Here is a 22,086-nt window from a genome sequence, read left to right as displayed (position 1 = left end):
CTAAACTTCTACAACAACCACCGGCCACACGGCAGCCTCGGAGGCAAACCACCTATCAGCAGGTGCAACCAACCTACTGACTGAGTACACCTAGGCGATGTCCGCCCCGCCGAGTTCCATCTCGGCAACGGCGTCTTCCAGGTCCTCGGCGATACCGGCGGTCAGCGACCGCACCACGGTGACGCCGTAGCCGGCCTGGATGGCGTCCAGGGCTGTGGCCTTCACGCAGTAGTCGGTGGCGATGCCAACCACCACCACGTCCTCCACGTCATGGCTCTGCAGCCAGTCGTCGAGGCCGATGGCGTCCTCGTCGGCTTCCAGCTGTGCCTGGGCGCCGGGCAGGCCGCCGGGCTGCCGTTCCCCGGTGGGGACGGCGTCCTCAGGGGCCAGCAGGCCCTCGAAGCCTGAGTAGGCGGCGGCGAACTGGCCTTTCCGGAAGTACGCATCGACGTACTCCGTGTCCAGGTCCGGATGGAGTTCGGCTCCGCGGGTGCCTGCCACGCAGTGCCGGGGCCAGCTCTCCTTGTAATCGGGCGTATCGGAAAAGTGGCTGCCGGGGTCGATGTGCCAGTCCTGGGTGGCCACCACATGGTCGAATTCGCTGTGGTGGGCGTCCAGGTACTCGCTGATGGCGCCCGCAACGGCGGCTCCGCCGGGAACGGCGAGCGAGCCGCCCTCGCAGAAGTCGTTCTGCACGTCCACGATGATCAAAGCGCGCGACATCAGTGCTCCTCGTAGATGGTGGGGATCGCGGCCTCGCCGCGCTGCAGGCGGTTGACCACCGGCGGCAGCTCAGCCATGGAATCTGCGTGGCGCTGCCGTGCGCGCAGAACGCCTTCGTGCCCGGTCCAGCCCGGCAGCAGTTCGCCGTTCTTCATGAACTGCTGCAGCAACGCACGGTCGTTGCCGTCGTCCTCGGGCCGGTGGCCCACTCCCACTACCTCGGCGGTGGCGGTACCGCGTTCGTCCAGCTTCCGCAGTGCGTACTTGCGGCCGCCCACGCTGGCCTTGTTCTTGGCCGCCTTGGCAACGGAGACGAAGTTGCCGTCGTCGTCGGTGCGGCTGACGAGTTTGTAGACCATGCTCGCCGTCGGGGCCCCTGACCCGGTCACCAGCGAGGTGCCCACCCCGTAGGAGTCCACAGGGGCCGACTGCAGGGCTGCGATGGCGTACTCGTCCAGGTCCGAGGTCACCACGATCTTCGTGTGCTCGTTCCCGAGGTCGTCCAGGAGGCGGCGTACCCACTGGGCCTGGGCCACCAGGTCGCCCGAGTCCAGCCGGACGGCGCCCAGCTGCGGCCCTGCCAGCTCGACGGCCGTGCGGACGGCCTTTTCGACGTCGTACGTGTCCACCAGCAGGGAGGTGCCCGCGCCGAGCGAGGCAATCTGGGCCTCAAAGGCCTCCCGCTCGGTGTCGTGCAGAAGGGTGAACGAGTGGGCTGCAGTCCCCACGGTTTTCACGCCGTAGCGGATGCCCGCCTCAAGGTTGGACGTGCTGTCAAAGCCGGCAATGATCGCCGCCCGCGCCGATGCGGTGGCAGCCTCCTCGTGGGTGCGCCGGGATCCCATTTCGATGCAGGGACGGCCGCCCGCCGCGCTGACCATCCGGGACGCGGCGGAGGCGATGGCGGTGTCGTGGTTGAGCACGGACAGCAGGTAGGTCTCCAGCATGCAGGCTTCGGCGAACGAGGCCTCCACCACCAGGATGGGGGAGTTGGGAAAATACGCTTCCCCCTCGGCGTAGCCCCAGATGTCGCCGGAGAATTTGTAGTTGGCCAGGTACTCCAGCGTTTCCTGGTTGACCACCTGGGTGCGTTCCAGGAAATCCAGTTCCGCCTCGCCGAAGCGGAAATTCGCAATGCCTTCCAGGAGGCGTCCAGTGCCCGCAACAATGCCGTAGCGCCGGCCGTCGGGCAGGCGCCGTGCAAACGCCTCGAACACGGACCTGCGGTGTGCCGCCCCCGAATGAAGGGACGCCTGCAGCATGGTCAGCTCGTAGTGGTCGGTATAAAAGGACGTGCGGGGATGGTCCCAGCCGGCTGAGGTGCTCACGAAAATCACTCTAGTCCCCACCGGCTCCCTCGTCTCGCTTCGCTTCCCCGTGGGGCCCTCGCCGGCGTGGGCCCAACCCCAACATAGAATGGACAGATGACCATAAGCGTTGCGCCCGGCCCTGATACACAGGAGGGCATCCGGACCGGCACAGCAGAGTCCACCGACTCCCTGACCGCCCCGGACATCCCCTGGAACCTGGTGATCTGGAACGATCCCGTCAACCTGATGAGTTACGTCAGCTACGTTTTCCAAAGCTACTTCGGCTACCCGGAAAGCAAAGCGAACAAGCTCATGATGGAAGTCCACAAGAAGGGCCGTTCCATCGTTGCTTCGGGCAGCAAGGAACAAGTGGAGCGCCACGCCGTGGCCATGCACGGGTTTGGGCTCTGGGCCACGGTGGAAAAAGCCAGCGGCGGCACCGGCGGCAGTTCAGGCAAGTCCGGCGGGCCGGGCCAAGGTAAGGGGAAGCGTGGCTAAGGCATTCAAATACGGGCTCAAAGGCATCACGGGCTACCTGGAACCTGCTGAACGGGACCTGCTCCGCAGCCTCATCGATGACGTCATCTCCATGCTCCAGCCCGAGGACCGCACGGGTCAGGACCCGCTGGCGGCCCTCATTGGCCTGGACATGGATGTGGCCGAACCCACGGACCGTGCGGTTAAGCGGCTGCTCCCCAAAGTGGTGAAGGACGACGGCGCCGCGTCCCTTGAGTTCCGCCAGCTCACCGAGCGTTCACTGCGGGAAACAAAGATCGGCGCCCTCCGCGCGGCTGCTTTGGACCTGGACAAGGACGAGATCGTGTTGACCCCCGAGGGGGCCCGGCACTGGTCGATGGCGTTGAACGACGTGCGGCTGGTCCTGGCGGAGCGGCTGGACATCCGCGATGAGGCAGACGCCGAGCACGTCCACCGCATGCAGGACTGGTCCCAGGCCGAGGATGTGGAGAGCTACCTGGCGCTGGTGTACAACTTCACCACCTGGCTGCAGGAGTCACTGGTCCAGGCCATGCTGCAGTCCATGGAACCCCGGCGGTGAGCTCCGGCGGCCCGGGGGAGGCCGTGCGCTGTGACACACCAGACATGAGTTACCGGACACAAGATGATGGCTGACGGTTCCGGGACCCCCTATCCTCGAATAATCATGACAACAGCCCCGAGCATGGAACCACCGGCAGAAACGCAGCCTGACTCCGGCGAAGGCGAGCTGCCGGCCGCTGCCCCGGAAGCCCGCCCCATCGGCGTCTTCGATTCCGGTGTCGGCGGCCTCACCGTGGCCCGCTCCATCATTGACCAGCTTCCCAATGAGTCCATCCTCTATGTGGGGGACACCGCCCACGGGCCGTACGGCCCGCTTCCCATCGCCGAAGTGCGGGCCAACGCCCTGGGTGTGATGGACGAACTGGTGGACTCCGGCGTCAAGCTGCTCACCATCGCCTGCAACTCGGCGTCGGCCGCTGTCCTCCGGGACGCCCGGGAGCGCTACACCGCCAAGTACGGCATCCCGGTCATCGAGGTCATCCAGCCTGCCGTCCGGCGTGCCGTTGCCGCCACCCGCACCGGAAAGGTGGGCGTGATCGGCACGTCCGCAACCGTGGGGTCCCGCGCGTACGAGGACACCTTCGCCGCGGCGCCTGACCTGGACATCACGTCGGTGGCGTGCCCGGAGTTCGTCAGCTACGTGGAAGCCGGCATCACCACGGGCCCGGCGCTGCTCGCCGTCGCCGAGGAATACCTGGCACCGCTGAAGGCCGCCGGGGTGGACACCGTGGTCCTGGGCTGCACCCACTACCCGCTGCTGACGGGCGTCATCTCCTACGTCATGGGCGCCGACGTCACGCTGGTTTCCAGCGCGGAGGAGACCGCCAAGGACGTCTACCGCGCCCTGGCCACCCACAACCTGCAGCGCACCTCGGAGGCGCCGCCCGAGCACCACTTCGTCGCCACCGGTGACGCCGGGCAGTTCGAGGCGCTCGCCCGGCGGTTCCTGGGACCGGAAGTCTTGTCAGTCCGGCACGTGGACCATGTGGCCGCGCAGTACCCCACCGGCAGCCTGGCCCGGATAACCCCTGAGATGATCGCCGCCGCCCAAAGCGCGCGTAACCGTCCCCGGATCTCCAACTTCGTGGGCGGCGGTCTAGCCGGGGCGCGCCGCGGCGGAAGGTCCGCCCAGTGAAGCTGACCATCGTGGGATGCACGGGCTCATTCCCCGGACCCGGCTCCCCGGCGTCGTGCTACCTCCTGACCGCCACCGACGGCGAGCGGACCTGGAAGGTGGTGATGGACCTCGGCAGCGGGGCACTGGGGGCCATCCAGCGCTACACGGACCTGGAGGACATCGACGCGATCTTCCTCACCCACTTGCACCCTGACCACTGCATGGACCTGTGCGGGCTGCACGTTGCCATCCGCTGGAAGCCGGGCGGCTGGGGCCGTGGCCGGATCCCCGTGTGGGGGCCCGCCGCCACGGCAGACCGGATGGCCACCGCCTACGGCCTTCCCCTGGACCCGGGCATGCACGAAGAATTCGACTTCACCAACTGGACCGAACGCGAGCCCGTGACCGTGGGGCCGTTCACCATCACCCCGTTCGCCGTCAACCACCCCATCGAGGAGGCCTACGCTCTCCGGGTGGAAGTGGTGGAACCCGGCAAGGACGGCAGCCCGGTGTCCCGCGTCCTGACCTATTCCGGGGACACCGATTCCTGCGCCGGGCTCGAGGAAGCCGCCAAGGACGCGGACCTCTTCCTGTGCGAGGCAGCCTTCGAAGAGGGCCGTGATGACGGCATCAACGACGTGCACCTGACGGGCAAGCGGGCCGGGGAGGCCGCAGCGGCAGCGGGCGCGCGGCGGCTCCTGCTGACCCACATCCCGGTGTGGACGTCCCAGACCACCGTGATGGCCGAAGCCCGCCCGGTGTTTCCCGGCGACGTTGCGGTTGCCGTGGCGGGCGTGCACTACACGATCTAGCCGCGCGTATCCCGGCGCCTGCCTGCCGCACCGGCACTCGATAAGCTAAAGGCATGACATCTGAAGCAACAGCAGTACCCATTGTGCGCGCCGACGGCCGCGCAGCCGACCAGCTCCGGCCCATCAGCATCACCCGCGGATGGTCCAACCAGGCTGAGGGATCGGCGCTGATCGAATTCGGCAACACCAGGGTCCTGTGCACGGCATCACTGACCGCCGGGGTCCCGCGCTGGCTCAAGGGCGAGGGCCGCGGCTGGGTCACGGCCGAGTACGCCATGCTGCCGCGCGCCACCAACACGCGTTCGGACCGCGAATCCGTCAAGGGAAAGATCGGCGGCCGCACGCACGAGATCTCCCGCCTGATCGGGCGTTCGCTGCGCTCCATCATCGACACCAAGGCACTGGGCGAGAACACCATCGTCCTGGACTGCGACGTCCTGCAGGCCGACGGCGGCACCCGCACCGCAGCCATCACCGGCGCCTACGTAGCGCTTGCCGACGCCATCCGGTTTGCCCGCGACACCAAGCTCATCGCCAGGAATGCCCAGCCGCTCATCGACACCATCGCGGCGGTATCGGTGGGAATCATCGATGGCGTCCCCATGCTTGACCTGCCCTACGTGGAGGACGTCCGGGCGGAGACCGACATGAACGTGGTGGTCACCGGCTCCGGCAAGTTCGTCGAAGTGCAGGGCACTGCGGAGGGTGCGCCCTTCGACCGGGACGAGCTGAACCAGCTCCTGGACCTCGCGCTGCTGGGCACGGCCCAGCTGGCCGCCATCCAGCGCGAGACCCTCGCGGACACCCTGTGACCGGTGTGGCTCCCCGGCTGGTGCTCGCCACGCACAACAAAGGCAAACTCAGCGAACTCCGTGAGCTGCTGCGCGGACAGGTGCCAGGGCTCGACGTCGACACCCAGGTGGTGGACGCCGCTGCGGCGGGTGCGCCGGACGTCGTCGAGACCGGCGTGACGTTCGCCGAGAACTCCCTGCTGAAGGCGCGTGCGGTGGCCGGGGCCACCGGCCTGGTGGCCATCGCCGACGACTCCGGCCTTGCCGTGGACGTCATGGGCGGGGCCCCGGGCATCTTCTCCGCCCGCTGGGCGGGGCGGCACGGTGACGATGCCGCCAACCTGGAACTCCTGCTGAACCAGCTGTCCGATGTTCCCGACGAGCACCGCGGTGCCGCGTTTGTGTGCGCCGCCGCCCTGGCCATGCCCGCGGACGCGCAGGGCCCCGGGCGCGAGGTGGTGGAGTACGGGCAGCTGGAGGGCATCCTCCTGCGTGAACCGCGCGGTGCCGGTGGTTTCGGCTATGACCCCGTGCTGCAGCCGGCGGGCGAGGAACGCAGCTGCGCCGAGCTGTCCGCCGAGGAAAAGAACGCCATCAGCCACCGCGGCAAGGCCTTCCGGGCGCTGCTGCCCTCCATCGTGGCGGCACTGGAAGCCGCAGGCTAGGACAAGGCGCCGGGCCGCGGGAACCCGCAAATCGGACCCAGCAAAAAAGGTGCGCACCCCGGCGGGGTGCGCACCTTTTTGGGTGTCGGGAGCGGGCGGAGGACTGCTACTCCGGCCGGCCGCGATGGATGTTCCGGGGAGTCTTCTGCTCCTCTTCCGGTTCGTGTTCCTCGATGTATTCGTCAACGGCGTCGGTGCCGTAGGCACCGGCCTGGCGCCGTGCGGACAGCCCGCGCAGGAGCTCGATGCCGATGGGGACCACCGAGACCAGCACGATGACGATGAAGATAATGTCAAGGTTGTCGCGGACCCACGGGACCTTGTCGCCCAGCAGGTAGCCGAGGAGCGTGACGCCGCCGCCCCACAGCACGGCGCCGATGACGTTGTAGATGAAGAACTTTCGCTTGCTCATTTGCGCCACGCCGACGATCACGGGCACGAAGGTACGGATGATAGGCACGAAGCGGGCCAGGATCAGTGCCTTGCCGCCGTGCTTTTCGAAGAATGCGTGGGCGCTCTCGACATTTTCGCGTTTGAACAGCTTGGAGTTGGGCCTGTTGAAGATGGCGGGGCCGGCCTTGGATCCGATCAGGTAGCCGGCCTGGTTGCCAATGATCGCGGACACCACGATCAACGCGGCGAACGCGAAGATGTTGAACTTGATGGTGCCCGTGGCCACCAGCAGGCCCGCCGTGAACAGCATGGAATCGCCCGGCAGGAAGAAACCGATGAGCAGGCCGGTCTCGGCGAAGATGATGCCGCACACCAGCAGGACCACCCAGGGGGCCAGCGCGGGATCGGCCAGGAAGACCTGGGGGTTCAGCCAATCGGGCAGGAAGGAAGCCATTTTCGGCTGGACCGGTCCCGCACCGCCCAGCATGGACACAGCGAGGTCATTCATCACAGGAAAGTTCACCCCTCAAGGGTACTTGACGGGCCTGTGCTCCCCGGGGCCGGGGGTCCGCGGCGGTAAGGTAGGGGCCGTGGGTTTGGACTTTACGGCGATCGACTTCGAAACGGCCAACGGCTTCCGTGGCTCCCCGTGCTCGGTGGGGCTGACCAAGGTGAGGGGAGGCCGGATCGTTGAGGAGGCCTCCTGGCTGATGCGTCCGCCGGCGGGATACGACTCCTTCGACCACAACAACGTCAGGATCCACGGCATCACTGCCGCTGACGTCGCCGGCGCGCCCCGCTTTGGCGACCTGTTCCCCGAAATCGGCGCATTTATCGGCGACGACGTGCTGGCCGCGCACAACGCCGCCTTCGACCTCGGCGTGATCCGCTCGGCGCTGGAAGTCTCCGGCCTGCCCGGCCCGGCCTATGACTACGTCTGCACCGTCATGCTGTCCCGTCGCTGCTATTCGCTGGTGTCCAATTCCCTGCCTTTCGCCGCCGAGGAAGCGGGCGTCCCGCTGGTCAACCACCACGACGCCGCGGAGGATGCCCGCGCCTGCGCCGGCATCCTCGTCGACATTGCCGGCCGCAACGGTGCCAACAGCATCGCCGAACTCTACCTGTCCCTGGGGCTGGCCATGCCACGGCAGCAGGCCTTCGACCCCGCCACGGACGACCTGTCCAAAGCCAGCCTCGCGGCGCTGGCAGGCAACTCCGGCAACGGGGCCACCCTGGTCCGCCGGTTCCAGTCCGGCTGGCCGGAGGAAGGACTGAACCCGGAGCCCAACCTTGACGCCGAGCCCGGGCACCCGTTGTACGCCCAGACGGTGGTGTTCACCGGGCAGCTCTCCATCAACCGTCCGGATGCCAAACTGCGGTCGGCCCGGTGCGGGGCGCGGACCGAGAGCCGGGTCACCGCGCGGACCACCGTCCTGGTGGTGGGGGACGGGTTTGTTGCCTCGGACCTTCGCTCGGGCAGGCTCACCGGCAAGGCGCGCCGGGTCCTGGAGCTTCACGACCGGGGGCAGGCCATCGAAGTGCTGTCCGAGGGGGAGTTCCTGCAGATGGTGGGCGGCGCGGATGCCCGGGGGCCGCTCGATGGTCCCGGGGAAGCCTGGGCCGGCGCCCGCGCACCCGCCGTCAGCGCCTGATCCCCGGGCGGGGGCTGCGCACAGTCATCCGGCGCAATAAAGCTTGGCCGCTCCGGCGGGTGGCTCCTACCCTGGCGGGATGGCCTCCCTGTTCACTTTCCCCAACCCCGTCAATGAATACGCCGCCCGCACCACGGCAGCGCTCGTGGTGCTGCTCGCCGTCGTCACCGCGGTGGCAAATTCAGGCTGGGGGCTGGCAGCGATCGCCGCCGGATTCTGGCTGCGGCTGCTCTTCGGCCCCCGGATTTCGCCCCTGGCGCTGCTGTCGGTCAAGGTGATCACCCCGCGGCTGGGAAAGGTGAAGCTGGTTTCCGGGCCGCCCAAGCGTTTCGCCCAGGGAATCGGTGCGGCAGTGTCCACCGGCGCGCTGCTCCTCTTCGCCGCCGGCGCGGCGCCGGCAGCCTGGACGCTGCTGGGCATCCTGGTGATTGCTGCCTCGCTGGAAGCCTTCGCGGGTTTCTGCCTTGGCTGCACCATCTTCGGGTTCCTGCAGCGCCGCGGAGTGATCCCGGAGGACGTCTGCGAAGCCTGCAACAACATCAGCCTTCGCCGGTCGTAACCTTCACCAGCTGATCGGCCATGCCGCGGACCACCTCCGGCGCTTCCAGGGCCCCGAGCCACTGCGCCGGGAGGCAGTCCTCACCGTACAAGGCTCCCAGAATGTTTCCTGCCAGCGAACCCGCGGTATCGCTGGGGCCGCTGTGGTTCACGGCAACGGCCATGGCACGACGGAAATGGTCAACGGGCTGTGTGTCCGCCCCGTCGGCCGGGGCTGTGGCCATGACGGCATAAAGCGCGACGGCGAGGGCTTCCTCCGCTGTCCGGCCCCCGCCCAGCACCTGGAGCAGTTCTTCGGGCCCGACAAGCGCCTTGTCCGCGAGCCGGAGGGCCGCCTCAAGGCGTTCCGGCAGCTCCGGGGCGACGTCCACAAGGTCGCCGGCGTGCGCCGTAACCCCGGCGGCGGCGTCCCGCAGCCCCACACCGGACACCAGCCGGTGGATCAGGAGGCTGAAGATGCCCGCACTCTGCCGGGCTGAAGGGTGCCCGTGCGTCAGGGCGGCGGCGTCGGCACTTAGCTTATAGACGGCGTCGGGCGTGATGTGCGGCACCAGCCCAAACGGTGCCGAACGCATCACCGTGCCGGCGCCCCTGGCTCCGGGGTTCACCGGGCGGCTGATGGTTCCCATTTCACCGCTGGCAAGCCCGGAAATGCATTCCTCCTCGGGGCGCCTGCGCTGCCGGAGCACCTCGTTGCCGTCGATCCAGCGGGGCTGGGGTGCCGGTGCGGACGGCCCGGCCTCCTCACCCTGGGTGGCCAGCCAGCGCAGGTACGCCAGCCAAAGGCAGGCGTTCACGTCCGCGCCCACGCCGGAGTTGGCCCATTCCAGCGCCTCCACCAGCCCATCCACCGTGTACAAGGTCAGCTGGGTGTCGTCGGAAAAATGGCACGGGCCCTGCAGGTCCTCAAAGCCAGCCAGGCCCTGCGCCCCGAAGCGCTGCCGGATCGCCGCGATGGAATCGGATTCCACGGCGTAGCCCAGGGCGTCGCCCAGTGCCCCGCCCAGCAGGGAGCCGTGGATGCGGGACTTGAGGGTGGGCGCGGGGATGCCGTGGTCGAAGCTCATGGAGTAAATTTACCGTCCGCAGCCCGGAGGCCCGCGCTGCATACCGGGGTCCGGCAACCCGACAGACAGCTGCCGTCCAGCAAACGCACAGCCGGGACTGGCATACTGCTCGGGTTGCCCGGCGCCACCATCGACGGGAAGCAGCACGTCGCTGGACGGCCGCGGCGCCCGAGCCACCCCGGCAGCCCGAACCCCAGACCCCCACAAGCAAAGGTCCCATCATGAGCACCCCTGTCCCAGCCCGCGACGCACTGCAGCCCGGCGGCACGCCTGCCGCACCCACCGGCCTGCTGCCCCGCCTGGCGGCCGAGGCCTTTGGCAGCCTTTTCCTGGCGGTGGCTGGCCTGGGCGTGCCTCTGTTCAGTATTCCGCAGTCCAGCCCGGTCCCCTCCGCACTGGCTGCCGGCCTGGCCGTTACCGCCGCCATGCTGGCCTTCGGACATATCTCCGGCGGCCACTTCAACCCTGCCATCACCCTGGGGCACCTCCTGGCCGGGCGGATCCGGGCCGGCGCGGCCGCCGCCTACGCTGCCGCCCAGCTCGTCGGGGCCCTGATGGGCGCCCTGGCCCTGTTCGGCATCCTGCGCACGCTGCCCAGCATCCCGGACAGCCGCACCGCCTTCGATACCGTGGCCGCGGGCTTCGGTGAGCACTCCATCATCCAGGCGCCCCTCGCCGCCGTCGTCCTCCTGGAACTGCTGGGTGCCGTCATCATCGTGGCTGTCTTCCTGGGAGCCTCCGGCCGTGACGGAGGCGCCCGCACGGTGGCGCCCGTCGCCGTCGGCCTGTCATTTGCCGCCCTGCTGCAGGTGGGCCAGTCGGTGGGAAACCTGCCGTTCAACCCCGCACGTGCCGTTGCGTCCGCCGTCTTCAGCTCCGGCTGGGCCGTGGAGCAGCTGTGGGTCTTCCTGGTGGCGCCGCTGGCCGGCGCTGCCATCGCGGGGCTGGTGTTCCGGATCGGCGAGGTGACCGGTTCCCCTGCACCCGTTGCCGACGTGGAGGCTGCCGGGCATGACACCGGCGCTGACGATGACGCCGATGATGACGCCGACGCTGTTGCCGTGAATGAGCCTGCCGCTGCGGCGGCTGCCCGCCAGGAGAAAGCCCGCGGTGTCAGCGAGGCACAGGAGTTCTTTGACGGCAAAAGGTCCTGAGCGCTGTTTGCCGCGGCGTTTTTCTGCACTGTCAGTGGCTGCCGATAGCTTAGGAACATGCGGTTACTTCACACCTCGGACTGGCACCTGGGCCGTTCCTTCCACGGCGTCGGAATGCTGGATGCCCAGCGGGCCTTCGTTGACCAGTTGGTGGCGGCGGTTGAACGGGACAGCGTCGACGTCGTCCTGATCGCCGGCGACGTCTATGACCGGGCGCTCCCGGGCGTGGACGTGGTCCACCTTCTTGACGACGCCCTGGTCCGGCTCACTGCCGCAGGCGCGAAAGTGGTCCTCACCAGCGGCAACCACGACTCCGCCATCCGCCTGGGGTTCGCCTCCCGGCTGCTGGAACGCGGGGGAGTGCACCTGCGCACCAGGGTGGAGGACCTGGACCAGCCCCTGCTGCTGCCGCTGGGAACGGATGCGGCCGGGAAGGAGGCGACGCTGGCGCTCTACGGCATCCCGTGGCTTGAGCCCAGGATGGTCGCCGAACAGCTGGGGGTGGAAACGGCAAGCCATTTCGAGGTCACCCGCGCCGCAACCGCGCTGATCCGGGAAGACATCGCCCGGCGCGCCGCGTCTGGCACCGTCCACTCAGTGGTCCTGGCCCATACCTTCGCCAGCGGAGGCATCAGTTCAGACAGCGAGCGGGACCTCAGCATTGGCGGCGTGGGAGCTGTTCCGTTGGACCTCTTCGACGGGTTCAGCTATACCGCGCTGGGCCACCTGCATGGCCGGCAGAAGCTGTCCGGTTCCGTCAGGTATTCGGGGTCGCCGCTGGCCTATTCCTTTTCGGAGTCCACGCACCAGAAGGGCGCCTGGCTGGTGGAGATCGGTCCGGAGGGCGTCGCGTCGGTGGCGGAAGTCCTCTGGGAGGCGCCGCGTTCGCTGGCCGTTCTCCGCGGACCGCTGGAGGATCTCCTGGGGAATCCGGCATATGCATGGGCTGAAACCGCCTATTGCCAGGTCACCCTTACCGATTCCCAGCGCCCCACCCGTGCCATGGAACGGCTGCGCGCCAGGTTCCCTGACACGCTGGTCCTTGCCTTTGATCCCCAGGGCGCCACTGCCGCCACGGAGGCCAGCTACAGCAGCAGGCTTGCAGGCGCCCCGGACGACCTCGCCGTCTGCTGCGGATTCCTGGACCACGTGCGGGGAAGGAGCGCCGACCCGGCGGAAAAGACCGCGCTCGCGGCCGCGCTGGAGAACGTCAGGCTCCTGGAGGTGTCGCGGTGAGGATCCACCATCTGCGCATTTCGGCGTTCGGGCCCTTTGCCGGAACCGAGGACATCGATTTTGACCGGCTCAGCGCACACGGACTGTTCCTGCTGAACGGGCCCACCGGCGCCGGCAAAACCAGCGTGCTTGATGCCATCTGCTTTGCGCTCTACGGCTCCGTTCCGGGGGCACGGCAGGACGGCAAGCGGCTGCGCAGCGACCATGCCGAGCCCGGGCAGGAACCCGCCGTCACCTGTGAATTTTCCGCCCAGGGCCGCCGCTTCGAAGTGACCCGGTCCCCGGCGTGGGAGAAGCCCAGCACCCGCGGGAAGAACGGCTTCACGGGCCAGCAGGCCAAGACGCTGCTCCGCGAACGGGTGGGCGGGGCCTGGGTGGAGAAGTCTGCCCGCAATGATGAAGCGGGCGCGGAGATCATGGCCTTGTTGGGCATGGACCGCGAACAGTTCACCAGGGTGGTGATGCTGCCGCAGGGTGATTTCGCTGCCTTCCTTCGCTCCAAGGCTGCTGACCGGCTGGACCTGCTGCAGAAGCTTTTCGGTACCCAGAGGTTTGAAGCCCTGGAACAGGAACTGTCCCGGCAGGCCGCCGCCGCGCGGGAGGACGTGGCCGTGCTGTCCGGCCAACTCGGCATCCTGGCCGCGCGTGCCGAAACCGAGGCCGCCCCGCTCCAGCTTCCCGAGGAGGAGGCGCCGCCGGCGGACGATATTCCCCGCCGCCTTGATTGGCTGCAGGCGTCTGCTGCCGTGCGCCTGGCGGAACTCACGGAGCAGGCCGCCGCCGCTGAGGCTCTGAACCAGGCGCGCCGCACAGAGGCTGAGCAGGAGGCTGCCCGCCATGAACGGCACCGCAAACTCGCAGCCGCGACAGCACGGCAAAAGGCCGTCGAGGCAGGGGCGGCGCAGCGGGAACAAACCAGCGCCCGGCTTGGGCGGCACCGCCAGGCAGAGGTTCTTCACGGGCAACTGCAGGCTGTGGACGCTGCAGCTGCCAAAGTCCGTGCCGCCGCCGCGGCCGCCGAATCAGCCATGACGTTGCTCCGCCTGGCCGCCGGGGACGGCGGCGAACTGGCCCAGCTCGGCAGTGGACCGGCAGAGAGTGCCGATGCCAGCCCCGGAACCGCAAAAGACGCTTGGGGGAGCATGCCGGGGGCTTCGGAGGAACTGGGCCGCCTGCGATCGCTGCTGGCCGTCGTCGAGGCACGGCTGCCCGACGAGGACAGGCTCCAGGAGCTGCGGAAGCGGCACCAAGGCCTCACCGGCAGGCTGGGTGAGCTGGAGCTCGCCGTGGAGACACTGGGCCGGCGCACCGAGCGCCTGGTGGCGGAACGCGAACAGCTGGCCAACGGCATGGACCAGCTGGAGGCCCGTTCGGTGGAAGCTGCGCTGCGGCGCAAGGAAGCTGCTGCGGCGGCGGAGCTGCTGGACGTCGTCCGGCGGCACGGGACAGCCATCGAACGCAGGGACCGGGTCAAGAGCCGCCACGGCGACTCGCGGGAGAACCTCCTCGAGGCCAAACGCCGCTGGCTGGACCTGCGGGAGGAACGGCTGGCCAACGCTGCGTCGGAACTGGCAGCGGGGCTGGTTGCCGGGGAACCCTGCCCCGTCTGCGGAAGCGGACATCATCCCGGCCCGGCGGATGCGGGAACCGGAGGCCCGGCCCTGGCCCAGGATGAGGAACGGGCCCACGGTCTGTACGAAGCCGCCGAGGCAGCCCATGCCCTGGTCGCCGCAGACCTTGCCGAGGCAGAGCAGGCAGTGGCGGTCCTCGCCGGTCAAGGCGGGACTACGCCCGTGCAGGAAGCCCGCTCCGGCGCGGAGGACGCCCTTGCTGCGGCGGCGGACGCCGAGCAGGCTGCGGAGGAACTGCAGGACAGGCGGCAGCGGCTGGACGCCCTGGACGCCGGCCTTACCCAGGCGCGGGCCACGCTGTCCGAAACGGAAGTGGAGCTGTCCCGGACGGCGGCGTCCCTTGCCGACCTGGCCGAACAGATTGCGTCGCTGGACACGGCGCTTACCGGCCTCCGGGGCGGCCACCGCAGCCTGGAACGCCGGCTGCGGGCACTTGAGGAGGCCGTGGCTGTACTGGACAAAGCCGTCGAAGCGCAGGCGCGGCTGGATGGGGCCAGGCTGCAGGCCGCCGAAGCGCAGGAACACCTGGAACTGGCCCTGCCAGATGCCGGCTTCGCAAGCGCCGACGATGCCCGCAGCCAGCTCCTCGGGCCCGCTGAACTGGCAGCCCTCGAGTCCGCCATCCGTGCAGCCCAGGACGAGGCAGCCCGCGTGGCAGGGCTGTTTGAGTCGGAGGACATAGTGCTCGCCCTGGACGAAGCCGCCGGCGGCTTCACAGCGGATGAGGAGCGGCTGGCGGCGCTGCGCCTGGACGCGGCGACAGCCAGGAATGAGGCGCGGGAAGCCGATCTGGCTGCCGGCATGGCTGCCCGCTGCCTGGCGTCGTTGAAGTCCATCGCCGCCGAATATGCAGCGCTGGCAGGCTCCTCGCGCGAGCCGGCGGAACGTGCGCAGATGCTTGCCGGGTTGGCCGATGCCGCCGCTGGCCGGGGCGAAAACACCTACCGGATGAGCCTGACCAGCTATGTCCTGGCCGCGCGGCTGGAGCAGGTGGCCCTCGCGGCCTCCGAACGCCTGGTGGCCATGAGCGACGGCCGCTACCTTCTCCAGCACACTGACGCCAAGGCAGCCCGCGGAGCAAAGTCAGGGCTGGGCCTGGAAGTAGTGGACCAGTGGACGGGATTCCGCCGGGACACCTCCACGCTGTCCGGAGGCGAATCCTTCATGGCCTCCCTCTCGCTGGCCCTGGGCCTCGCGGACGTGGTCCAGCAGGAATCCGGGGGCGTGGAAATCGAAACCCTGTTCGTTGACGAGGGCTTCGGGAGCCTGGACGACCAGTCCCTGGAGCAGGTCATGGATGCCCTCGAAGGACTCCGCGACGGCGGGAGGGTCGTGGGACTGGTCAGCCACGTGGCCGAAATGAAACAGCGGATCGGCACCCAGCTGCAGGTGGTCAAGAACCGGAACGGCTCAACCCTGCGGATCTCCGAAAGCCTCGACGCCCTCCTCTGACCAACCCCTGACGGGGGCCGATATACTGATCGGTGTTACCGGGTTGCGCGCATCGGGAGGAGGGACGATGCGCACGTACTGAACGAGCCCCGACGTGACACCACAAACGACCCCCTCATCCACCGGCACCGCCCCTGTCCAGGCATCTCCATCCCGGGAAACCCTTGACCCGGACATGGCGGAAGCGGCAGCGCGGGGACGCTTTTCCCGCCTTCCCCAACTGGCCGGCAGGGGTTTCATTCCCCTGGGCCTCTTTGCGCGGCTTCCCTTGGCCATGCTGGCCATGGGCACGCTCACCCTGGCCACATCCGCCAGCGGCTCCTTTGCGGCCGGTGGAGCCGCAGCAGGCGCCGTTGGTATCGGGTCCGCGTTGGGGGCTCCCGTGCTGGGATCCCTTGCGGACAGGCGGGGACAGCGGCCGGTCCTGTTGCTGGCGGCCGTACTCAACACAGTGGCCGTGCTGGCCCTGGTCCTCGCCGCCCATACCGCTGGCGTTTCGGGCGGTTTCCTGCCCGCTGTCCTCGCGGCTGCCTTCGCGGCCGGTGCCACCTGCCCACAGGTGGGGCCCCTGGCCCGGGTCAGGTGGATGTCGCTCACGGCCGACGCCGGAGATCCAACGGCACCATCCGGTGGGGCTGCCCGTGACCTGGACACAGCGCTTTCCTACGAGAGTACGGCCGACGAGGTGACTTTTGTCCTGGGACCGGCCCTGGTGGGGATCCTGGCCAGCCTTGTGGCGCCGTGGCTTCCGCTGGTCCTGGCAGCGGCGATGACCATCATTTTGGTGCCTCTCTTCGCCGTTCATCCAACCCACCGGGCTGTCCCTGCCAGCCGGCCGGCGGCACGCGGGACCCGCAAGGATGCTGCGCAGGGCACCAAGCTGCCGTGGACCGTGGCACTGCCCGTCCTTGCCATGGCCTGCATGGGCACATTCTTTGGTTCCACCCAGGCCGCCCTGAGCGCCTTCTCTGCCGGGCTTGCCGGCGCGGAAATCGCCGGGCTGCTGTATGCCGTCATGGGCCTCAGTTCCGCCGCTGCGGCGCTCTCGGTTGCATACTGGCCGCGCCGTGCGGGACTGGCGCTGCGCTGGGTGTCCTGCGCAGCCCTGATGGCAGGTCTCGCGGTCCTGCTGCTGGTACCGTCATCGCTGCCCATGATGGCGGCAGTCCTGCTGGTCCTGGGACTCCCGGTGGGTCCCGTCATGGTCACTGTCTTCGCCGTGGGCGGGAAAGTGGCACCCGCCGGCAGGCTCGGCACCGTGATGACTGCGCTGGCCAGCGGCATTGTCGCCGGTACAGCCATCGGGTCCTCTGTTGGGGGACAGCTGGCCCAGCTCCAGGGGGCCGGAGCCGCGTTCCTCGTCCCGGTCTTCGCGGCGGCGGCGCTGGCCGTGCTCGGCGCGGGAACCGCCGTCGTCCTCCGCCGCAAAGCCTGACACGGCACGTCCCTGCGGGCGGCGCCGGTCCGCTACGGCGTTACTCCGGCAGAGCGGTTACGCCAGCTGGCGCTCGATCCTCGCCGCACTTTCGGCGATGGCAGCTCCCACGGCATCCGGATCATGGGCGGAACGGATATAGACCACTGCAAGTGCAGCCGGACGCCCACCCGGCACCCGCACCGGTGCTGCCAGCGATGAGACCCCGGCGATCACCTCGTCGTGGCTGGCCGAGTAGCCTTTCCGGCGTGCCTCCGCAGCCTCCGGGCGGTACGGCACGCCGGTGGCCAACCGGTCCCATTCCTCCTCCGAGAGGGCGGACTGGATGGCGATCCCGGGGGCGCCGGCATTGATGGGGTGCCGTGTGCCCGGGTGCTGGGCAACGGTTGCGCCGGAATGCCTCGGCTCGACCGTGACGAGCGTAATGCAGTCATGGTGGTCCCACACCGCCACGAATGCAGTCATGTTCAGGGAGTTCGCCAGCTGGGTAAGTTCGGGCAACGCGGCGCTCTGCAGGTTGCGCGACACGCCCCGTGCCAGGACCGCCAGGCCGGGGCCCGGCTGGACCCGTCCGGCATCATCGCGCACCAGCAGCGAATGGTCTTCGAGGGTGCGCAGGATCCGGTAAGCCACCGACCGGTGGACACCCATGGCATCGGCAAGCTCAGCGATGGTCAGCGGGCCAGGGGCGGCTGCCAGGATTTCGAGGGCGCGGATGCCGCGCGAGAGGGTCTGGGACGGCGAAGCCTGTGCCGCCGCTCCCGTCCCGGCTGCGGCTGCTGGAGGAGTCATGATGTCCATCCTAGGTTGGCGGCCCCGGAGTTCTATGACTCTTGTCCCAGCCACTCGCTGCCGGTAGTGTCCTCTATACGAACTTGCAGTTCAAATATAGAACTTCAGTTCCAGTTGCCGTTCACCGCAAATATTGACCATTCCGTGTCCCGCATCACACTTCCGTAGTACTCTACTAACTAACTGACCGTTCTGTCGGTAATTCTGAAGGCGTACGGGCACCGCTGCCCAATGAACAATGGAGTTTCAATGACCACACCTTCCAAGGTGGATACGCTCGCCGGTCCCAGCAGCAGGCGGGAGGAACGCAAGGTCCTCGCCGGCACCCTCGTCGGCACCACGATCGAGTGGTACGACTTCTTCATCTTTGCCCAGCTGACCGCAACGCTGCTGTCACCGCTGTTCCTGGCACCCCTGAACGAGTCCAACCCGGGCCTGGCGCAGATCCTTTCCTTTGCCCTCATCGGCATCAGCTTCCTGTTCCGCCCCCTCGGCGCAGTTATCGCCGGGCACCTCGGTGACCGCCTGGGGCGGAAGGCAATGCTGGTCTTCACCCTCGTGATGATGGGCGCGGCCACCGCCCTCATCGGCGTGCTGCCCACCTACGCGCAGATCGGCGCCTGGGCCCCCGTGCTGCTGATCCTGCTGCGGGTTATCCAGGGCTTCTCGGCCGGCGGTGAATGGGGCGGAGCCGCCCTCATGGCCGTCGAGCATGCGCCGGTCAACCGGCGCGGCCTCTTCGGTGCCTACCCGCAGATCGGTGTGCCCGTGGGCATGATCCTCGCCACCGGCCTCCTGTTCTTCCTCAACACCGGCATGTCCAAGGAAGACTTCGCTGCCTGGGGCTGGCGTGTGCCGTTCCTGCTCTCCATCGTCCTGATCGTGGTGGGCTACCTCATCCGCCGCGCCGTCGCCGAGAGCCCGGTCTTCCAGGAGATGGCCCTGCGGAAGAAGGAAAGCAAAGCACCGCTGGGTGAGCTGGTCCGGAACCACAAGCTGCCCGTCCTGTACTCCACCCTGATCTTCATCGGCAACAACGCAGCGGGCTACCTGCTGATTGCGTTCTTCATCTCCTACGCCACCAAGACCCTGAAGATGCCCACGCCGCAGATCCTCCTGGCCACCACACTGGCGTCCTTCGGCTGGCTGATCTTCACCCTGGTAGGCGGATGGCTGTCCGACCGCATTGGCCGCGTCAAGACCTTCCTGATCGGCTACGCCATTGTCTTTGCGTGGATGATCCCCATGTTTGCCCTGATCGACACCAAGGACATCATGCTCTACGGCGTCGCCCTGTTCGTCCTGACGATCGGCCTGGGCCTGTCCTACGGACCCATGTCCGCCATGTACGCAGAGATGTTCCCCGCCAACGTCCGGTACTCCGGCATCTCCATCGGGTACGCCTTCGGCGCCATCCTGGGCGGCGCCTTCGCAGCAACCATCGCGGAGACCCTGCTGCAGTCCACCAAATGGACCGGTTCCATCGGTATCTACATCATGATCCTCTGCGTCATTTCCGCCGTCGGCGTGGTGCTGGCCAAGGAGACCAAGGGCCGCCCGCTCGGCGTCAGCAGCCACCACTGATCCCACCGGCACCCTGACCCCGCCAAGATCAGCGAAGCCGCATGCACCAGCAGCCCGGACCGCCAGGTCCGGGCTGCTGGTGCATGCGGGGTAAGTCTGCCGACTGCCCGGGAGGTCCGTGCCGCCTAAACGCCCAGGAATGAAATGGCGGCCTGCTTGAACGCCCTGCTGGTGATGGCGTTGGTGTGGTTCCGGCCGGGCAGGACCAGTTGCTCGGCCATGGAGCCGGCACTTCGGGCCAGTTCGGCGAGCCTGGGCAGGGTGTGGGCCCGCTCGTCCTTGTCGCCCACCACCAGCAGCATGGGAACGTGGGGTACCGCTTCGGAGGGGTCGTAGGGTTCCGCTTTGATGGCCTCCACCAGGGACAGCAGGGCGAAGATGTTGTTGCTCGGCAGCAGCAGGGCCATTTTGAGCAGCTGGGCGGTGGATTCGTCGTTGATCGGCGTGCCGTCCGCCAGGTAGTCCTGGGCGGCCCGAAGGTCGAATGCGGCCAGGGGGTCGGCGTCGTTGGGCCCGCCGAGCACCAGCCGGTGCACCAACTCCGGCTGGGTCGCGGCGAACTCCCACGCGAGCCGGGACCCCAGGGAATAACCCACTACGTCCAGCCCGCTGGCAGGGTCGCCGTCGTGCAGGGGGCGCGCTCCGGCGTCGAACGCTGCCTGGAGCAGGTCCGCCCTGATTTTGCTGGGGGAGTAGGAATCCCGGTCCTCCGGCGCGCCGCTGCGGCCGTGGCCCGGCAGGTCAACGGTAATAACCCGGCGGCCGGCGTCAAGCAGGGCCGACACCCAGCCAGTGTCCTCCCAGTTGAGTTTGGAGGAGGAGGAAAAGCCGTGCAGCAGCAGGACCGGCCGGAGGCCGGCGTCGCTGGCGGGTTCATGGACCGCCACGTACAGCTGCGGGTCGGTCCCTTCAACGGTGTGCGCCTGCTGCTGTCCGGTGTGCCTGCCGCTCATGGTGTCAGTTCCCCAATCAGGTACGGCGCCTGGGCGGGCCCGGCGCGTCGGTGCGTCTTCCTTGGAAAGGTACGCTCCACTCTACCTGTTGGCGGCCCGGTTCCTGGCGGTCAGCCGGGCCCCGGCGGCGCACGCCAGCGCAATTCCGGCGATCAGGGCGAAGGTGCTGAAGAGCTGGATGCGGCTGCCCTCGGCGCTGAAACCGACGGCGAAGATGAGTCCCAGCAGGACCAGGCCCAGGATGGTCAGGCCGGGGAAGCCCCGCATCCGCAGGGGCAGCGCGGTGCCGCCCCGGTCTGCCCGCCGGCGCAGGATCAGCTGGGAGACCAGGGCACTGCCCCACACCACCAGGCACGTGGAACCCACCAGCTGGAAGAGGGCCGGCAGGATCCGTTCCGGGAACAACAGCTCCAGGACCGTGGCGATGAAACCGAAGGCCACGGAGACTGCGACCGCGAGCAGCGGCACGCCGGCATTGTTGAGCCGGGTGAGGACGCGGGGCGCCTCCCCCCGCTGCGAGAGCGAATACACCATGCGGGAGGCGCCGTAGAGGTTCGCGTTCAGCGCCGAGAGGAGTGCGACGACGGCCACGAGGGTGATGGCGGTGGAGGCGCCGGGGATCCTGGCAGCGTCCAGCACGCCGGCGAAGGGCGAGGCAAGGCTCTTGGACGTGGCGGGAAGCACGGCGGCAATGACAAAGACGGAGCCGATGTAGAACACCAGGATTCGCCACACCACGGTCCGGATGGCCTTGCCGACGCTGCGCTCGGGATCCTCGGTTTCGGCCGCGGCCACGGAGACGATCTCCGTCCCGCCGAACGCGAAGATCACCACGAACAGGGCCGCAGCAACCCCACCCAGGCCCTGGGGGGCGAAGTTTCCGGTCAGGTTTTCCGCCCCGGGGGAGTCGACGCCGGGCAGCAGGCCCAGGAGCAGGGCGGCGCCGACTGCCAGGAACAGGACGATGACGGCCACCTTGAGGATGGCGAACCAGAACTCGAACTCACCGAAGTTCCGGACGCCGGCCAGGTTGATGCCGGTGAAGACCACCATGAACAACAGCGCCAGCGCCCAGACCGGCACCACGGGCCAGACGGAGAAGAGCAGGCCGGCGGCACCCAGGGCCTCGGCCGCAATCACCACCACGAGCTGCAGCCACCACAGCCATCCGATGGTGGCTCCTGCCGTCCGGCCCAGCGCCCGCTCCGCGTACACGGAAAAAGCCCCGCTGGTGGGATGGGCAGCGGCCATCTCGCCCAGGGCCCACATCACCAGGATGATCAGCGTTCCGGCAACGAGGTAGGAAAGGAGCACTGCCGGACCGGCCGCCTGGACGCCGGCACCGGATCCCAGGAACAACCCCGCGCCGATGGCGCTGCCCAGCCCCATCATGGTGAGCTGCCGGGGCTTCATGCTGTGGCCGGCTGTGGCTTTGGTGGGGAATGTGGCGGACGTGGTCGCGCCGGACTTCGTCGTCATGGGGCAATGCACCTTCTGGGGCTGGTTGGGGGTCCGGCCTCTGGGGTCCGGGGTCCTCGTGGGACCTCTTGAATTTACCGCCTCCGGAACCCGCCCGGAAATGGACGGGAGGACGGGGGCCGCGGGATGCGGGAAGAGGGTTTCGGAGGCGGCAGGCCGCGGCCGCGACTGGGATGCAGAAATATTTCCGTTTCGGGGGCGCCCGGCCGTAGAATTAGTTTTG

The 22,086-nt window shown here is 68.3% G+C and carries 20 protein-coding genes; 13 read left to right on the top strand and 7 right to left on the bottom strand.

Features of this window, described 5'->3' with window-relative positions:
* Nucleotides 1–90 precede the first annotated feature (90 nt).
* Nucleotides 91–723, bottom strand: a complete 633-nt coding sequence (locus AB0280_RS18340; protein WP_366368237.1) for an isochorismatase family protein — start codon at nucleotides 721–723, stop codon at nucleotides 91–93.
* A complete protein-coding gene (locus tag AB0280_RS18335; RefSeq protein ID WP_366368236.1) occupies nucleotides 723–2,051 on the bottom strand; it encodes a nicotinate phosphoribosyltransferase in 1,329 nt (442 codons plus the stop codon). The genes AB0280_RS18340 and AB0280_RS18335 overlap by 1 nt, the downstream gene beginning before the upstream one ends.
* 96 nt (nucleotides 2,052–2,147) lie before the next feature.
* Between AB0280_RS18335 and clpS the strand changes: the two genes are divergently transcribed.
* From clpS to rdgB, 6 genes are all read left to right on the top strand, one after another.
* On the top strand, nucleotides 2,148–2,531 hold the full coding sequence (gene clpS / locus AB0280_RS18330) for an ATP-dependent Clp protease adapter ClpS (RefSeq protein ID WP_159631668.1): 384 nt from the start codon (nucleotides 2,148–2,150) through the stop codon (nucleotides 2,529–2,531).
* Nucleotides 2,524–3,090 (top strand): DUF2017 domain-containing protein, encoded by a 567-nt coding sequence (locus AB0280_RS18325; RefSeq protein ID WP_366368235.1) that lies wholly within the window; start codon nucleotides 2,524–2,526, stop codon nucleotides 3,088–3,090. Before clpS ends, AB0280_RS18325 begins: the two co-directional genes overlap by 8 nt.
* 105 nt (nucleotides 3,091–3,195) lie before the next feature.
* The gene (gene murI / locus AB0280_RS18320; protein WP_370871833.1) at nucleotides 3,196–4,227 is read left to right on the top strand and encodes a glutamate racemase; all 1,032 of its coding nucleotides are present in this window, start codon (nucleotides 3,196–3,198) and stop codon (nucleotides 4,225–4,227) included.
* Nucleotides 4,224–5,021: an MBL fold metallo-hydrolase gene (locus AB0280_RS18315; protein WP_159631670.1), complete on the top strand. Its 798-nt coding sequence runs from the start codon at nucleotides 4,224–4,226 to the stop codon at nucleotides 5,019–5,021. Before murI ends, AB0280_RS18315 begins: the two co-directional genes overlap by 4 nt.
* A gap of 53 nt (nucleotides 5,022–5,074) precedes the next feature.
* Nucleotides 5,075–5,833: a ribonuclease PH gene (gene rph / locus AB0280_RS18310; RefSeq protein ID WP_159631671.1), complete on the top strand. Its 759-nt coding sequence runs from the start codon at nucleotides 5,075–5,077 to the stop codon at nucleotides 5,831–5,833.
* The gene (gene rdgB, locus AB0280_RS18305) at nucleotides 5,830–6,477 is read left to right on the top strand and encodes an RdgB/HAM1 family non-canonical purine NTP pyrophosphatase (protein WP_366368233.1); all 648 of its coding nucleotides are present in this window, start codon (nucleotides 5,830–5,832) and stop codon (nucleotides 6,475–6,477) included. Before rph ends, rdgB begins: the two co-directional genes overlap by 4 nt.
* Before the next feature lie 106 nt (nucleotides 6,478–6,583).
* On the opposite strand, the gene AB0280_RS18300 is transcribed toward rdgB, so the two are convergent.
* On the bottom strand, nucleotides 6,584–7,378 hold the full coding sequence (locus AB0280_RS18300) for a VTT domain-containing protein (RefSeq protein ID WP_307492663.1): 795 nt from the start codon (nucleotides 7,376–7,378) through the stop codon (nucleotides 6,584–6,586).
* An 82-nt stretch (nucleotides 7,379–7,460) separates the two neighbouring features.
* On the opposite strand from AB0280_RS18300, the gene AB0280_RS18295 reads away from it, so the two are divergent.
* The gene (locus AB0280_RS18295; RefSeq protein WP_275181278.1) at nucleotides 7,461–8,522 is read left to right on the top strand and encodes an exonuclease domain-containing protein; all 1,062 of its coding nucleotides are present in this window, start codon (nucleotides 7,461–7,463) and stop codon (nucleotides 8,520–8,522) included.
* Between the two features lie 79 nt (nucleotides 8,523–8,601).
* Complete coding sequence (locus AB0280_RS18290) at nucleotides 8,602–9,081, top strand: DUF4395 domain-containing protein (protein ID WP_307492666.1); 480 nt, start codon at nucleotides 8,602–8,604, stop codon at nucleotides 9,079–9,081.
* Here the strand turns inward: AB0280_RS18290 and AB0280_RS18285 are convergent.
* Nucleotides 9,062–10,147: an ADP-ribosylglycohydrolase family protein gene (locus AB0280_RS18285; RefSeq protein ID WP_307492668.1), complete on the bottom strand. Its 1,086-nt coding sequence runs from the start codon at nucleotides 10,145–10,147 to the stop codon at nucleotides 9,062–9,064. The two genes, AB0280_RS18290 and AB0280_RS18285, sit on opposite strands and share 20 nt — an antisense overlap.
* A gap of 221 nt (nucleotides 10,148–10,368) precedes the next feature.
* Between AB0280_RS18285 and AB0280_RS18280 the strand changes: the two genes are divergently transcribed.
* From AB0280_RS18280 to AB0280_RS18265, 4 genes are all read left to right on the top strand, one after another.
* Nucleotides 10,369–11,301, top strand: a complete 933-nt coding sequence (locus AB0280_RS18280) for an MIP/aquaporin family protein (protein ID WP_307492670.1) — start codon at nucleotides 10,369–10,371, stop codon at nucleotides 11,299–11,301.
* 57 nt (nucleotides 11,302–11,358) lie between these two features.
* Nucleotides 11,359–12,537, top strand: coding sequence for an exonuclease SbcCD subunit D (locus AB0280_RS18275; RefSeq protein WP_307492672.1), 1,179 nt, complete (start codon nucleotides 11,359–11,361; stop codon nucleotides 12,535–12,537).
* Complete coding sequence (locus AB0280_RS18270; RefSeq protein WP_366368230.1) at nucleotides 12,534–15,620, top strand: SMC family ATPase; 3,087 nt, start codon at nucleotides 12,534–12,536, stop codon at nucleotides 15,618–15,620. The genes AB0280_RS18275 and AB0280_RS18270 overlap by 4 nt, the downstream gene beginning before the upstream one ends.
* A 94-nt stretch (nucleotides 15,621–15,714) precedes the next feature.
* On the top strand, nucleotides 15,715–17,055 hold the full coding sequence (locus AB0280_RS18265) for an MFS transporter (protein WP_425328625.1): 1,341 nt from the start codon (nucleotides 15,715–15,717) through the stop codon (nucleotides 17,053–17,055).
* Between the two features lie 57 nt (nucleotides 17,056–17,112).
* On the opposite strand, the gene AB0280_RS18260 is transcribed toward AB0280_RS18265, so the two are convergent.
* Entirely contained in the window at nucleotides 17,113–17,847 is a 735-nt protein-coding gene (locus AB0280_RS18260) for an IclR family transcriptional regulator (protein ID WP_159631679.1), read from the bottom strand.
* A 249-nt stretch (nucleotides 17,848–18,096) separates the two neighbouring features.
* On the opposite strand from AB0280_RS18260, the gene AB0280_RS18255 reads away from it, so the two are divergent.
* Complete coding sequence (locus AB0280_RS18255) at nucleotides 18,097–19,431, top strand: MFS transporter (protein ID WP_366368229.1); 1,335 nt, start codon at nucleotides 18,097–18,099, stop codon at nucleotides 19,429–19,431.
* A gap of 125 nt (nucleotides 19,432–19,556) precedes the next feature.
* Here the strand turns inward: AB0280_RS18255 and AB0280_RS18250 are convergent, their stop codons facing one another.
* Together AB0280_RS18250 and AB0280_RS18245 are read right to left on the bottom strand one after the other, a co-directional pair.
* Entirely contained in the window at nucleotides 19,557–20,384 is an 828-nt protein-coding gene (locus AB0280_RS18250; protein WP_224026448.1) for an alpha/beta fold hydrolase, read from the bottom strand.
* A gap of 81 nt (nucleotides 20,385–20,465) precedes the next feature.
* On the bottom strand, nucleotides 20,466–21,863 hold the full coding sequence (locus AB0280_RS18245) for an amino acid permease (protein ID WP_366368227.1): 1,398 nt from the start codon (nucleotides 21,861–21,863) through the stop codon (nucleotides 20,466–20,468).
* Nucleotides 21,864–22,086: the final 223 nt, after the last annotated feature.

Origin of the sequence: Pseudarthrobacter sp. 902506025 (assembly GCF_040702325.1) — a bacterium.
In the GTDB taxonomy this organism is placed as follows: domain Bacteria; phylum Actinomycetota; class Actinomycetes; order Actinomycetales; family Micrococcaceae; genus Arthrobacter.
Note: the sequence above shows the minus strand (reverse complement) of the source record. Positions and strands in the feature narration are given on the sequence as shown.